The 15,082-nt window shown below is 50.6% G+C and carries 10 protein-coding genes; all 10 read right to left on the reverse strand.

Annotation, left to right across the window (positions count from 1 at the left end; genetic code table 11):
- Positions 1-620 (reverse strand): RNA-guided endonuclease IscB (iscB, locus tag SDD30_RS16330; RefSeq protein ID WP_434075997.1); only part of this gene is annotated, 620 nt, incomplete at its 3' end.
- Between the two features lie 602 nt (positions 621-1,222).
- Positions 1,223-3,370 (reverse strand): type IV secretory system conjugative DNA transfer family protein, encoded by a 2,148-nt coding sequence (locus SDD30_RS16335; RefSeq protein ID WP_434075998.1) that lies wholly within the window; start codon positions 3,368-3,370, stop codon positions 1,223-1,225.
- A complete protein-coding gene (locus tag SDD30_RS16340; protein ID WP_434075999.1) occupies positions 3,351-4,346 on the reverse strand; it encodes a hypothetical protein in 996 nt (331 codons plus the stop codon). Before SDD30_RS16340 ends, SDD30_RS16335 begins: the two co-directional genes overlap by 20 nt.
- Before the next feature lie 369 nt (positions 4,347-4,715).
- Entirely contained in the window at positions 4,716-5,450 is a 735-nt protein-coding gene (locus SDD30_RS16345; protein WP_434076000.1) for a hypothetical protein, read from the reverse strand.
- 201 nt (positions 5,451-5,651) lie between these two features.
- Positions 5,652-6,125, reverse strand: coding sequence for a hypothetical protein (locus SDD30_RS16350; protein ID WP_434076001.1), 474 nt, complete (start codon positions 6,123-6,125; stop codon positions 5,652-5,654).
- Between the two features lie 422 nt (positions 6,126-6,547).
- A complete protein-coding gene (locus SDD30_RS16355; protein ID WP_434076002.1) occupies positions 6,548-7,540 on the reverse strand; it encodes a ParM/StbA family protein in 993 nt (330 codons plus the stop codon).
- A 22-nt stretch (positions 7,541-7,562) separates the two neighbouring features.
- A complete protein-coding gene (locus tag SDD30_RS16360) occupies positions 7,563-8,264 on the reverse strand; it encodes an EAL domain-containing protein (protein WP_434076003.1) in 702 nt (233 codons plus the stop codon).
- Between the two features lie 202 nt (positions 8,265-8,466).
- Entirely contained in the window at positions 8,467-9,756 is a 1,290-nt protein-coding gene (locus SDD30_RS16365) for a response regulator (protein WP_434076004.1), read from the reverse strand.
- Positions 9,757-9,911: 155 nt separating this feature from the next.
- Entirely contained in the window at positions 9,912-12,107 is a 2,196-nt protein-coding gene (locus SDD30_RS16370) for a glycoside hydrolase family 78 protein (RefSeq protein ID WP_434076006.1), read from the reverse strand.
- A gap of 45 nt (positions 12,108-12,152) precedes the next feature.
- Complete coding sequence (locus SDD30_RS16375) at positions 12,153-14,963, reverse strand: ligand-binding sensor domain-containing protein (RefSeq protein ID WP_434076005.1); 2,811 nt, start codon at positions 14,961-14,963, stop codon at positions 12,153-12,155.
- Positions 14,964-15,082 lie beyond the last annotated feature (119 nt).

The following is a 15,082-nucleotide window of genomic DNA, read 5'->3' on the forward strand; positions in this document are numbered from 1 at the left end:
AGCACTTTGTTTTTAGCCTTATTGCGGCAGTTTGAGTTCTGGCATTCATGATTGTCCCGGTGCAGGATATACTCTCGCAAGTTCCAGTAGCCAGCCCGCTCGCCTTGTTGGTATTCTTTACCCTGGATGCCGGGGTTCTTGATGGCCTGAATGTCGAAACTGGCTACTTCTATTATCACTTCGGTAATGGGAAGTATTTTTTTCACCAATGCTACTAAACGCAGGTGGCTGTCCAACTTGTGCTGTATGCTCGGGGGTAACCAATTTGCAGGCTTTTTACGGTTATCGAATCTGGGTGCCCGGTAGCGGAGTCGGTTCCTCCTCTGCCGGCGGTATCTTAACCGTTCTCTGTTGCGCTCAACCTGACCTTTGAGCAGAGTGCATTCGGCAGAAAATAATTCTTTGCCAGAACTTATAGCCGACAGCCCGACTGTTTCGTAACCAGCATCCACCCCCAGGGTTACAGGCTGAGTGTAATTGGTTGTTTCATAATTTAACCGGATGGTAAAGGGTCTCGCCTTGACCACTTTCGCCCTGCCGTCTTTGAGCATCCGGCGTACTTTGCCGTGCCTTTCAGTGGGCATCAGGGGTTGACCATTTTTAGATAACACATAAACCATAATTGATCCCCTTTCGGAGATAAGTCTGCCTTGCGGCAGTAGGCCCACCTCGCCAATGTTACAGCGGGTTTGGCGCCAACAGTACTTCGCCTACCCTTCAGCGATGTTTAACCGCTGGCCGCAGTGTCCGGAACTGGTGGAGCATCCTGGAGTGCCTATATATTCCGCCGTAACGTAGCCCCATCAGGCTTTACGCCCGGTGGCTGAGGCTAATCAACCAGGCTTGAGGGCGTAAGACTACCGCCTCACGTTTGCCTCAAGCCCCCGGCCTTGTGCTGGGGGTGGTTGACTTTCATCAACCTGCACCTGCTTTCATCATAAAGCCTTCATATTGCTCCTGTCAATACAAAACAGCCCGGTCAGGCGACCGGGCGCACTTCCACGGCGAGCAAACTCTTATCTCCCCTCCGGTAGTTGGCCGTCATCTGTTTGCCAATCAATCCGGTCATGACCTGAAAATTGCCATTCTTGGTGAAAATAGCTTCTCTACCGCGCCCTCAGCCTGGTATTAGCCCCTGATTACGCCGGGCCTGTACTCCCGGACCTTCAGGACATGGCACATCCTGTTTCCACACCATCATTCCTATGAACCTGAGCCGGTTCTAAACAAAGAACTCATCGCTGCTATCCTGTTCATCAAGAATTGTTAACTGGAATACTTTACCTCCCGCATCTTCTGTTACTCTTTCTTCCTGCAGCTCTTCCTTTGAGGCTTTTAGGGTCGCTTTCTTTTTACTGGCCCCGTAGGGATCTTTGGCTCCGATTATCTCTCGCTCTAAACTAATGGCCTCATCCTTACCTCCAGCTTCTACTCCTGTACTCACTTCGATGGCTCCTTCATTTTTGGGTTCCCCGGCTTCTAGGTTAGCCTCTGCACTGGTTTCTATCACCGACCCTTCTTTAACTGGCTCTTCTTCTACTGGCAGGGATAATTCTTTTCCCTGATACCGCCGCCTGTTCTTATCCCACTCACTCAGCTCCAGCTTCACCAGCTGCGGCGGCTGCGGCTTTCCATCCACCACAACCTTCACTACACCGTGGAACGCCGGCATCTCCATCATGTCCGTGTAGTTAAACCGCTGCTCGTATTTCTCATCTTCCCTGATTGAGTTCTCGTGCAGCGGCAGGAATATCAGCGAATCCCGGTTGTAGCTCCGCGACCGCTTCACTACCAGCCTCTCTCCAAACTCCGCCGCAAACCGTTTCGCGTCCTCTGCCGACCCCAAATTCAATATTATTTTATTCCGGCAGTTCTCCAGTACTATATCCCTAAATGCCGGCTTGCTCTCTAACAATAACTGGGAAGTCGTCTGCAATGCCAGCACCGCTGCACACCTGAACGACCGCCCTATCGCCAAAAGCCTCTCAAAGTCAGGGTTTACGTACCTCGGAAACTCGTCCACATAAAGCACATGGTAAGGCCGCGTCATCTCGTTCCCAGGCCGCCTGAATACTGCCGCCTGCAGGTGCATCATCACAAACTGCCCGAAAACGTCTCCCAGCTTCCCTAACCGCCCCATCGCCGTGTTCACTACAAAAACCCCGCCGCCTTCTAAATGCTTATCCAGGTTTATGTCGCTCTTTCCTACAAGTACTTTATTCAGCATCTCATTCCCGGTTATGTCTTCTAGCTGCAGCCGCAGGCCCAATGTATGCTGGGCCATCTTTTCTTTGTTGCTCCCCAATACTTCCTGCCGGAAATACTCGGTCAATGAACTGCGCCCTTGCTTCCGTTCTACCGTATCCAAACATGCCTTCAGCATTTCTTCGTTCCTCAACGCTTCGGCCATCCTCTTTATATCTACCCGGTCACCATAAGCAGCCTTCAGCAGCAAGACAGTATTCCGCGCCGCTACTTCCTGCGCCTGGCGAAAAAATGCTTCCTGCTTACCAAACAATGACTGCAGTACCGTCCTCATTATCTCCGCCGCAGTCATCGCGTCACCCTCCAGGGGGTTAAACCTCGGCGAATTTGGGTCTTCAGGATTTAAATACATCACCGGTATCCCCAAACTCCTCGCCATCTCCGCAACATCAGCGCTGAAATCTCCTTTAGGCTCGATTACCGTTATCCCTATCCTTTCCCCGGCCTTTATCGCCTGCAAATCCTGCCAGATCATCGGCTTCAGCGTCCTGCTCGTCTTCCCGGTTCCTATCGTCCCTACTATCATCGTGTGCAAAAAACGGTCTTCTCCTTTCACGATTATCCCCGGCGCTACCTGCACGTCAAATTTTGATTCTGGCTTTTCCTTTATCCCCCTAATCCCTCTCATGATATTTAACTCCATAAAATCCGTAAAATTCGCCAGCGACATTCCCCCGCTCTTCCAAAGCGCACCCGTTATTACTGCTCCGGCTATTGCCGGCAGCATCGCTATCATCCGGGCGAACACCGCTACGCTCTCCGGCGACATGTTATACCCCTCTAGACCCGTTTCCCGTGCTTCTATTGCCTTTACTGCCTTTACCAGCTCCATCCCCGTCACCGCCGACAGCCCCAGTATAAATCCTCCTGCTGCCAGCAACGGTTTATTCCTGGCAAAGATGGATATTACTGCTAATATTATCCCTGCCCAGGCCACCCACACACTACTCCCTGGCTTTATTAACTGCTGCACTACTGAGGCTATCCCCAGGCTTATACTGGCATAGGGTAATACTGCTTTCAAAGGCTGGTATTTTTTTAAGTCGACGGCCTTTATCTTTTCCGGCAGGTTTAACAGCAGTCCTTTACTGCGCAATTCGCTCATGTTTCTTCCCACCTACTACCTGCAGCCTCTTGCCATCATACCGGTAAAGGCTCAATGTCGTTTCAGCTAAATACCACAGCTTATTCCAGCACCCGAACACTCTCGCCCACTCCTTCACCTGCGCCTCATCCCGCATCACCAGCGTCACCCCGTTATATCCCCGCAATCGTTCATTCGTCAGGTTTAGCACTCTCGCTGCCAGCGTTATGTCTTCCATCCTCATGTCGCCTACCAGCATCTCTCCTCGCCTCTCATACACCATGTCCAGCGGCGTCCCGGGTAACGCGGCTTTCAGCTCCCCACCGGGCGCTATCGCCTGGAACATCTCCTCTACCTCCCTCATCATCTCCCCGGGCCCTTTCTTCATTAATCCCAAATGCTCGTACGTCATCAGGTAAAACTGCCCCGCCGGACTGCCATTTAAAAAGCGCCGGCGGTCCTGCCGCCAGCGCTCTTTCGTCTCATGTACCAGTATATGCCCCTTGAATACCTTCGTCTGCCCCTCGGTCTTATTTATCGACTGCATTATCCACCCTTTATACCGCGTCTTCCACGGTACGTACAACGCATACGGCCCCGGCTCCTCTATCACCCAGGCCAGTATCGTCTCGTTTGCTCGTAGATTGTATTTTTCCAACGCATCTTTTCGGGATAAGAGATTGTTTGCGGGTATACCCGCCTGACCAATTCGGAAGTATAATTTACTCTTCGCTATCCCCCACCCTAGCTGCTCCTTCTTTATCACCTGCCGTGACGTTTCTACATCCAGCCCGAGTTCCCTCGCCCCCTTCATCGTTAATATCATGCACCGCTTTCGCCCGTCTTCAGGGTGCCCAGCCGTCCTCACTATCCCTTCTTCCACCAGCTTCTTTATTTCTCTCGACGCCTTAAACTTATCGCCTTCGCAATACATCTCACGGTAGTCCTCTACATCCATCACCAGCACCTTCTTCAGCACCGTCATCAATTCCTCCACTTCATCACCCCCAACTGCTCTTACCGACAGTTTTTGCCCCTGCTCTTCGCCGCCTTTTTATTTTTTTCCGTTAAGCAGTCCCTGCCTTGTAAGGCTTCTTTGATGGCAATTCGAGCTTTGCTGTTTTCAGGCAACCCGTCGGCTCACTTTCTCGCTAGGCCGATGTTAGCCTGTTTAATCCTTATCAACCCAAATTTCAATCCCATTTTTCCCAGCAAAATCAAGCCTTTTGGATACCGGTTTTCAGCAACTATTTTTTGCAACTAATTTTTTCCGGAGCAAAAATTGACTTTTAAGCAAGCATTCTCAAAGCAAGAAAGGCATTTTTCAAAAGAAAAATAGTTGCGCTCGTTTCTCATCGCATAATGTTTAAATCCAGTCATCTAGATTTCCATTTATGGATTTTTCTGGTTGGATAACCTGGACATCTTCGCATCTTGTTTCCGCTATTTTTTCCATTTTATTCATCTCTACAATCAAGTCTGGAGGCAAACAAGTTATCTCTTGGGTTTCATAAATCAACACTTCTGTTTTCCATTCATTGCCATACCTTGCGGTTACAAATATCGACATCCGCTCAGAATCGTCGCCAATGATAATATTGCACTTCGTCAGGGCATCAATAATAAACTTTATGGCATAATTGTCTACATCTTTCTTTATTTTATTGCCATAATTGAACCTGAAAGCCGCGATAAAAGTTTCTAACGGCCGGGGAGGAAGGTTAGCCCGCATACCCCGAGCAGCTTTATCCCAGGCAACATTCACAAGGTTGTACCAGGCTTCGCGAACTTCCTTGCGATTATCAACCTGCGGCCATCTCTGCCAGTGAATTTCCAGTCTCGGCGGCGCTACCGGAAGGGTGAGGTAGAATCTTTGCGGCGGCCCCTTTTCGTATACGCTCCAGCACCGTTTTTCAAGTTCGGTCATGCCATCCAATTCACCGCTTGCTAACGCGTTTGCTAACGCAATGATTTTTTGCACTTTTAATATTTGCGTTTGCACAGAAGATATCCGGAAAGAAAGGTTCTCTAGCTCTTCCGCAAGAGTGGCCAGGAGTTTGCTGTTATCTTTTTCTCTTTTAACTTCTGCATACCAGGTCATGGCTATATCCTGCTCCTTCAAAAAAATATTTGGGTGTGTTCACCTTTTAATGCTTGATTTTACTATATTTCCGGGCATTTTTTGCCTTGGGGTGAACACACCTTTTAGTTCCCGGCCGGGGTGAACACACCCTGGCCGGATTTTATCCTTTGAAACCTTGATTCCCAAGGCTTCAGCGATGAACACACCTTTCTCAAATACCTACAATCCCCCGGCAGCCAATTCAGGGCAAATTACGCTTTGTCTTTTTTTTAAATTCCCGCCCTTCCCGGTTTTATTGAAGCGCGTTTTTTCGCGGCTGCGGCTTTTTTCCTTGCTCTCTTCCTCTGTCCAGTCCCCAGTATCCATCTTAAAATCCAGGCTAAAACCTGTCTTGGTATCGTGAAATGAATCCTTTGACATATAGCTTTTTTTCCTGAAAGCCCAGGGACTATACCTTGTTTTTTGGGCGAAATACTCGTTAACCTTTTCAATTTGAGCAGGACTAATACGGTATTTTGTCACCGGTTGCCCTCCAGAAGGCTTATAAATTTCTATTTCGCCTTCCGGAACGAGCGATAATTCCGATACCTGCACGTGTACTGGCACGAACTCGCTGTAAATGCCCACCATTATCACCCCCTGCCCCTCAAAAATTAAGAAACTTATCGAGTGCATTAAATAAACGGTCGTCATTTTCAGGCTTCCCGTTTTTTACTTGGACGCCATTTGCAAGAACGGCCTTAATATCTTCAGCCGCCGCCCGGATGGCTTCGATTTCTTTGCCAAAACGATGATAAAAAGCCAGCGCCTTTTTGACTTCCTCGCTCCGGTCTTTCGGGCTTAACTCCCAAACCCAGTGATCATCAGGCAGCCGAACCTGCAGCTGCCTGTTGCCTTTTCTTTTCTTGATATGGCACCCCCCCTTAGCTATCCGACTGCCCCCTATAAAAATAGAAAAGGTGTGTTCACCCCTGAAGGCTTGATTTTACTGCTTTTTTAAGCATTTTTTGCCTTCAGGTGAACACACCTTTTAATCCCTGGCAAAGGTGAACACACCTTGCTATGATTTTGGCCTCTGAAGCCTTGAAAATCAAGGCTTTAAGGGTGAACACACCCTAACTGTTTGCTTTGGCGGCGGTGACCTGCCGAGAAGCCATTTTATAAAATCCTAAAGCATTAGCATATTGAGGATCGGGCATTATCTCCACATGACGCCCGAACTGCCTCTGGAGAATGTTTAGAAACTCCAAGCTGCCGCCTCCGGCTAGAAGGATTAAATCAAGAAAATCTATTTTTTCCGACCAGGCTGCCATGATGCTGTCGGCAATCGTCCTGCCGGTCTCCTGCCGGGCCTCTTCCACCATACCGCCGATATCCATCTTTTTGCCGGCGAAGGTGATTGTATCTCTCCCCCAGAGATTGTTCGCTTCGGTTAACGATAAAGGCCTACCGGTTACCCGCTGAAATTTTTCCGCAAACTCCTTTAATGCTGTGCTTACCCCCACTTCTATCGACGACATGAAAGCCGGCAGGGGTTCCACCCCGTTAGGCCTTAGCCCCACCAGAAGGTAATCGCACGTATAGTAACCGACGTCGATTAACCCTACCAGCCCTTCTTTAGGCAGACTGTCAAGACTGAATAAGGCCCCCACTCCCTGGGGGAATATATACACGCCATTAAAGGCTATATATTTCTCCGGCCCGCCGTCAATTTTAATATAGGCCGCAAAACCCTGCAGGGCTTTCTGGGCTTCCGCCCGTTGTGTCTTATAATACGCCAGGGGTAACCCGTAAGCCAGGTCAACCTGTCCTTCGGCCCCCGCAAGGTAGGCGCCAGCCAGGGTCAGTAACAGCGACGCCTCCTGGGCAAACTTTTCCCGGGCCAAGGTCATCTGCACTGCCCGCCCGCGTTTTAACGCCATCTCGCCAATGAAATACTGTTTTTTTATCATACTCCCGGCAGGCCGGAGTTCCACCACATAGCCTATTTCCAGACCTGCATCTATCACGTTCTCGCTGTAAGGGGCAATGGCTGACGGGAATACTGTCCTGGCCTTGCTCGATACAGCTTTGGTGTAACCGTAACCCAGATCCACAGCTACAAACATAACAAATCTCTCCCCTCGATAATCAGACTATTTTGTATGCTAGAGGAACCAAAACTGTCATGGTATTTTCCTCGCGCCACGCCGGCTCCGGCCTTCCAAGCACGTAGCCCTGCCCGTACTCAATGTCCATTTCAACCAAAAAACCAGCTTCTTCGATACGTTCAATCCCTTCGGCGATAACCTCGGCGTTTAACTGCCCGCAAAGGGCGACAATCCACTCCAGCAGAGCTTTTTTATTTCCCTGAAGGTGACAGTTGTTCACCAATGAACGATCAATTTTAATATAGTCCGGCTTTATCGCAAGCGCTAGTTTTAGCTGGTCACCTCCGGGTTTCAGGTCGTCCACCGCTAGCTTTACACCTTTATTGCGCCATTTTTCTAGTATAACGCCGAGGTCTTGAATGTTTTTATATCCATATTCTGTAAACTCTAGAACCATTCTTTCCATCGTCAGATTCCGCGCCAGTTCCGGCGATAAAAACGGTAGTCCACTAGCGGTTATATTGATGAATAGCAATCCGTTTGGCGGCAGGCCTGCTTTGACTATGCTGTTAAAGCTGGCAACGTCCAGCTGGTCGATAATCCCCAGTTTGGATGCTTCCCGAAACAGCCTGCCAATATCAACGCTGCCGTTCCGAATCAACGCTTCATATCCTAAAAGCTTCTTGTTTTTCAGATTCCATATTGGCTGATAATAAACCTTAAAATTATTTTCCGATAGCAAAGCTAATATTTCTCTCTTGGTCAATTTTTAGCGCGGATAAATTCCGCTTGCCCCCTTTCCAAGAAAAATATTGCGGCGCGGGTTCTTCTGACTTCAGTCAGGAGGGGAGCGCCGCCTTGTCCGGTTTCCACACCGGCTCATGCAGTTCCTCGCCGCATGCCCCCTACTTCAGTAGGGGGTAGTTGACAAATTGAAGATTGCTTTAGCAGAGTAAAGCGTTTACAGCATTTATCCATGCAGCTTTTGTTGCGTCATTTAGAAGACAATAAGGTTTTTTTAACAACGACGATTTAAGATACCCGTCCATATTTAGAGGAATAATTATTTTGGGGGCTACCCCTGCCGGGTCTCTTATTTTCACTTCTGAATCCAGATACGATATTATCGCGGCTTCCGCTTTTACGTCCAGGCGCCGCAGTTCTCCTAGCTGCTGCTCTACTAGGGCGGCTTCCTGCAAGGAGCCGGAAAAAGGTATGACAATCAAGTCGCAGTTTTGCAGGGCGGCGTACGCCGGCGGGTGCTCGAACCAGCTTCCGGCTTCCACGATGGTTATTTTTTTCCTTCTGGCTTCCCTGGCGGCGGCTTTCTGGATGATATCCTCGAAAAGTTTAATCTCTCCCGGCGGGAAGTCCGGCGTGCCGATGTTGATCAGCTTGTTGCCCACCGGCAGGTATTTCACGCCCCAATCCCTTTTTAGCTCCAGTACCCGGGTGACGAAATCGGGAGAAAAAGCGTCGGCTAGAGTCGCCAAGCCGGCGTCCTCCAGGCGGCAACTGGTCCTGTCCTGCCGGACGCCGAACCAGTAGTCGGTTTCCGGGGCGGCTACGTTAAAATTAAGTAAAGCGACATCCAAAACGTCCAGGTTGTATTTTGCCGCAGCTACGGCCAGGTTAAAGGCGGTGAAGCTCATTAAAAAATTTGTTGGACTCCATACAACAAATTTAAGGCTGGGGACTTCAATGCTGCCTTCAGGACGCACCCGTGGCTTCCGCAATTTGAGCCCGGGAATTTTGGGAAACCTTATCCTGGGACTGTCCCTGCCTTTTTTCTTCTCGCCGGTTTTACCGTCTTTCTCATCTTTCTCCGCTTTTTCCATTTCTTCTTCATCTTTTGTTTCTGAAGGAGCAGTTTCTAGTTTTTCCAACCATTCCTCCTGCCTCTGCAGCAAATCGATCTCAATGCCTTCGCTTGCTTTTGCATAACTCGCAGGATTACGCAGCCTTTCAAGAATTTTTTCCGCGTTAACAGGGTCATATATCACGTCAAATACCCCGTAATGTATCGCCCTGGCCACCAAAACCCTCACGTCATACTCATCAATTTTCCCCGGCAACAGAATAATCCTGATGTCATGCCTTCTTAAGGGAAAGATCAAGCCCGCGATAAAATCTCCCTCACCTGGCAGGGCAGGAGATAATACAACCGCATCAGCATTTTTTTCTTGCGCTTCTCTCATCAGCGCTTCTCTATAAGGACAAACCGTGACATCCATACTTTGTCCTTCAAGGTTCATTTTTAAATGCTCGTCAAGGCTTTCAAGGCCGGTCGCCAGCAACACCCGCATTGTAAATTAAACCCGCCTTTCCTGAAGTTTCTTGCAAAGTTTCTCATTAAAGAAAAAAAACCGGGAATTGTTCTCCCGGTTAGTTAAGAAGTATATCTGCCTTGCAGCACCACAAACCAGTCGCTGTATACGCTCCCCTGGGTCACCACCACGCCGTCAGCGTAGGGCGGCGCGTTTAGCACCGCGCTCCCGGCCCCGCCGCTGCCTGATAGCTGCATCTTGACTACCGTCCCGTCAGGCGTGAGCTGGAGACTCGGGTCGGTCCAGAATTCTATCTTCCACGTCTGGTTGACGCCGTTGGTTTCGACTACAGTAGGCGGCGTCCCTACCGTAGCCTGCTGGCCGGAACCATAAGGGAAAGATGCCGTCGCGCTGGATACAGGTCCCACGCTGTCCACGAGAAGGGTCACTTTTGCCCCGGCCTTAACCTTCGGAAGCTGGGCGGCGGTCATGCCTGGAGTGATCATGATATAAGTTGCCGGGTTGTTAGGGTCTGGCGCCGCTTGCCCCGGAGGCGGGCTCACTATCCCGGCTATCCGCGGCCGCTCGAAGGCGACTACGCAGAAGTCGGCCCAATTTGACCAGTCCGAAGCCACACCGGCCTGGTCCCAGGTCATCACTCTCACTTTGAACTGGTAGGCCCCGGACGACCAGAGCAAACCCGGGACATCAGGGGCGTAGCTGGTAGGTATCGTATACTGGTTGACGTTCCCTACCACTTTGCCGCTGTCAAGTATAAGGGCGCTGTCGGAAGCCCTTATCACCTGCACCTGGTAGGCCGTCTGGTAGTCCCCCGGGTCTGGGTCAGAGAAAGTCCAGGTAATGGTCGGCGTAGTGGTAGTATAGCACGTCCCCTGGGTATTGATCACCGGCGGGTTAGGCTTGGCGTCCGTGTCCCACACCACCGCAAGCCCGCCAGAGGCGATTATCTTCGGGGTCACGTTGGGGTCAGACGTCGCCAGGTCGGCCTTCCACTTGACGGCCCGGCCGGAATTCACCTGCGCCCAGAGCCGGGTATCAACAGAAGCAGGAGAAACTGCCGAAACGTCGCCTACGGCCGTCCAGGTGTTGCCGTTATCACTGCTTATCTCGGCTACCGTGCTGGTCGCCGTCCCCCGCACCCGCCACCTTTTGACCCAGTTAACTCCATCCGCAGTAACCGAAAAAGTTACCGACGTGTTGTTGGGCACGTTAAGGTACGCGCGTACCCGGACGTAGCCCGAATTGGCTCCAGGGTCTTTAGCCAGGGAGGTAACTGAAGCTGAGGGGGCGTAGCTTCCCAGGGTGCTTAACCCGGCTACAGTTACCGACAAATTGGGGTTGTATACAAGCTGGCTGCCGTCCCAGGAGTAGTATTTAACCTGGTCGCCGTCGATAATTATTCGATCGTAGGTACCGGGCCTCACGGCCACACAAACTGGATTGGTTAAACCTGATGTAACCGAAAGGGCGGTATTATAACGGAAGGACGAGCCGTCGAAGCTGTACTGCTTCACCTGGCTGCTGTCGACGATAGCCAGGTCTTTACTCCCGGCAGAAGCGACAGCCTTTGGCGCTGTCAACCCTGTTACAGCCAAAGCAGGGTTTTCAGCCAAACCGGAGCCGGTAAAGTTAAAATATCTCACCTGGTTGTTGTCCAGGACGGCCATATCGTAGCTGTCCGGCATCAGAGCTAAATCCAAGGGGTTAGACAAACTAGACGGCTCCAGGTATGGCACCTCTACCATGCCCGTGCCGTTAAACATATAATCCTTGACGGAATTGTTCAGCAACCCCGCGACTTCGCCCTGCCTCACCCCTACCGCCACCGCCCCGGCCAGGCCCGCAACGTCCAGGGCCGGGTTCTCGACCATGGAAGTGCCGGTGAAGGAGTAATGGTAGAGCTTATCTTTCGTGGCCACTACCACGTCCGGGTAAGTGTCACCTGCCGCTACAGCCAGGGGGTTGGAGGACAGGGGCACATCAAGGACGGTATTCTCCACCATCCTGGTGCCGTCGAAGCTGTAATGGATCACCTTCCCCCCGGGGGCCATCACCACATAGTCCGGCCCGCCGTCCGGCCAAAAGGAGGCGGCGTGGGCGTTGTACTTTGGCAGCCGGATCTCATGCAGGGTGGTGTCTACGACCGCCGTGGTAGCGGAACTGTCAATTGTGGTAGGAGTATCAGAGGCAGTTATACCATACTGCCAGGTGGCTGCAGCCGCCGGTCCGGCCCGGAGGAAAAAGCAAAGCCCGGCCAGAGCCAGGACGAAGAATATCTTTCGCGCCGTCCGCAACACCCCCTCAACCAAAAGAAAAAGCCCCGGGGATGCCGGGGTAAAAAACTAAATCCTAAAGACTGTCGTGCTCGCTGAAGCGATATTCCCTGCCTGATCTTTCACGTTAACGTTGATATTATTCGCACCGCTGGCGAGGCCGGAAACACTTATCGTATTTCCCGAAAGGGCACCCCAGGAAGACCAGCTACCCCCGTTGACCTGGTACTGGTACTGGAGCGTCCCCGGCAGGTTGTCGCTGGCCTGGATTTCAAGAGTCACACTGGTGGAAGATGTGGCCGTCAAGCCGTTATAGCCCCGTAGTTTCGATATGACCGGCGGCTGGCTGTCGATTAAAACCCTTACCGTCTGCTGCTGTCCCACTACCCCGTAGGCGTCGGCTACTTGAAGGCTGATTATCGCTAACCCCTGCGATATTGGCAGAGCCGTTTCAAAACTAGTGCTATAGGGCTGCCAGTCGCTCCAAGGCATGCCGTTGACCGCTGTCCTTATCTTCGCGGCACCGCTAAAGTTAAGGTTCAAGATCAGGTCGTTGTTGTTGGTGAACCACGCCTGCTGGCCGTTATAGGTACCGGAGATCGCCCCAGCGATGCTTACCGTGCCGGAAGGCGGGGTAGGGTTATATCCGATAATAGCCGTAGCCATACTGTAGTTCTGGGCGGCGTCGGCTACTTCAACGTAGACACTCTTAATCCCGGCGATAGATGTGCCTCCATAGCTGGCGTTCGTTATATCCCAGGTTAGAGTTTGCTGGTACGCCTGCCAGGGCGTCCAGAGAATGCCGTTGTTGGAGAGCCGCATCTGCATTTGGGACGGGGCGCTGGAATTATCGGTAGCTGTAACAGTTAAAGTTACCAAAGATGTCGTAGTAGAAGATGCGCCACCGTTAATCATAAGGCTGACATTAGGCGGCAAAACGTCGTCGGCCAGGGCGATGCTGTCCGAACAAACTGAAGCATTGCCTACTGAATCCACTACCTTAACGTAGACCGTCTTGGTCCCGGCCCCGGGGGTTACATTCCAACTGAAGGTGTTGCTGTAGCTGGTAACGCCGGTGCTGTTGTCCGAATTTTTAGCGGCGGTGTAAACCGGCGTCCAGACGTTATTGTCGTTGGATAAAAATATCTGGTAAATTCCTGATTGGTTATCAGATGCGCTAACGGTTACGTTAACACTCTGATCGTAGGTCTTCTTTAGTCCTGCCGTCGATAAAACGCTTACCGAACCCGATGGAGAGGTTGCATCGGTAGCATTGGGCAAAGTAGGAGTCAAAATGCAAACAGCGGCGTTAAAATCACTTTCCATCCACTGGTTATAGGCAGTCACCCGGAACCAGTAATTATTATAAGTATCATAACCTAACCCAATGGTCGTTTTGTAAAGCCTTAATGCCGTGTCTTCCAGATCAAGGCCAGAACCGTCCCAGCGGAACAAATCAGTGGAAACGCTGTTGTTTTCCGGTAGTTCGCTCGGAAATGGAAATATCTTCGCCGTGCGGCTATCCCAAGAGGTAACGTTTCCTAAATCTTTGACACGGTAAACGTTGCCGTCGAATACCCAAAGTTTATAACCTGTAGCATTGGGCACTACTGGCCAGGTGAGTTTAATCCATGACCGTCCCCTGGTGGCATCCCATGATACAATACCGAAATTGGTGGAAACATTTGGAGGAATTAACGTTGGTACCGCTACTGTATTACTGTAAAAACTTTGGAACTGTCCCTGAGTTATTTCTCTTTGAAGCACGGCACGCACATAATAGGTGTTGCTGTTTATGTTTACAAGTATAGTTCCTGCACCAGGAACACCCAAGTCACTAAAGTTAACGTTATCGGTGGAACCCTGTAAGGCTACTAAAAGTCCGGTAGAACCCCATATACGGGGGTTAATTACCAACTGTCCTGTCATGCCGTTGGGAGAAGGGACTAGACTTAAATTGTTGTCGGTACTAAAATAAGCAGTATAGCCATTATCCCCTGCGGCCCAGATCTTGCCATCCGCCCCCACAGTAAGGGCGTTGATAGAGTAGTTAGCACCATACGGCCACTGGCCCGTGTTCACCCAGGACGAACCGTTCCAATAGGCAGTATAACCATAAATCCCTGCCGCCCAGATTTTACCATCCATCCCTGTGGTAAGGGCGGTAATAGAAATGCCATATTGTGGCCACGAACCCGTACTTACCCAGGATGAGCCGTCCCAATAAGCGGTAGCGCCATTAGACTCTGCTGCCCAAATCTTTCCATCTGTTCCCGTGGTAAGAGCAGTGACGGGATAACCACCAGGTACCTGACCTGTGTCTATCCAGGATGAGCCATTCCAATAAGCACTATAGCCATTATCCCCTGCTGCCCAAATCTTGCCATCCGTCCCCGTAGTAAGGGCGTAGATAGTGCAGCTATAACTCTTCCATTGTTTTAAGGATACCCAAGACGAGCCATTCCAATAGTAAATGTAGCCTGTTGTTCCTGCCGCATAGATCTTGCCGTCCTTACCCGTGGTAAGTGCTTTCGGATTCTCCCAATATGGGCCCATGCTGTACGTATTTATCCAGGACGAGCCGTTCCAACAGGCAGAAAGGTTATACCAATTAAAAAATCCCGCCGCATAAATCTTACCATCCGTCCCCGTAGTGAGTGCTTTAATATTAAAACCATTGTAACCATTTAGTGTTGGGTTTATATTTATCCATTTTGAGCCATCCCAGTAGGCAGTGTAGTTATTATTTCCCGCCGCCCAGATTTTACCGTCCGTCCCTGTGGTAAGGGCGTTGATAGTATTGCCATTTAACGCTGGGCTCGTACTTACCCAACTTGCCGCCAGAGTTGTTTTTGGCAATACTAGAACGATTATGGCCATACATATTAATGCAATTCCTAGTATCGTCTTTTTCATATTCATCCTGGTTCAAAAAACCTAACAATTACTGACACATTGTGCCAATCCTTATTAGGCGGCCTCCCCATGACCAGGCTTTT

The sequence above is a fragment of the Moorella naiadis (nom. illeg.) genome (genome assembly GCF_051020825.1).
Lineage (GTDB): Bacteria > Bacillota > DSM-521 > Neomoorellales > Neomoorellaceae > Neomoorella > Neomoorella naiadis.

What these genes read in the sequence shown, in the direction of transcription:
- SDD30_RS16335 (WP_434075998.1), bottom strand. Translation starts at nt 3,370, where the DNA reads ATGAGCGAATTGCGCAGTAAAGGACTGCTGTTAAACCTGCCGGAAAAG.
- SDD30_RS16345 (WP_434076000.1), bottom strand. Translation starts at nt 5,450, where the DNA reads ATGACCTGGTATGCAGAAGTTAAAAGAGAAAAAGATAACAGCAAACTC.
- SDD30_RS16350 (WP_434076001.1), bottom strand. Translation starts at nt 6,125, where the DNA reads ATGACGACCGTTTATTTAATGCACTCGATAAGTTTCTTAATTTTTGAG.
- SDD30_RS16355 (WP_434076002.1), bottom strand. Translation starts at nt 7,540, where the DNA reads ATGTTTGTAGCTGTGGATCTGGGTTACGGTTACACCAAAGCTGTATCG.
- SDD30_RS16365 (WP_434076004.1), bottom strand. Translation starts at nt 9,756, where the DNA reads ATGGATGTCACGGTTTGTCCTTATAGAGAAGCGCTGATGAGAGAAGCG.
- SDD30_RS16375 (WP_434076005.1), bottom strand. Translation starts at nt 14,963, where the DNA reads ATGGCCATAATCGTTCTAGTATTGCCAAAAACAACTCTGGCGGCAAGT.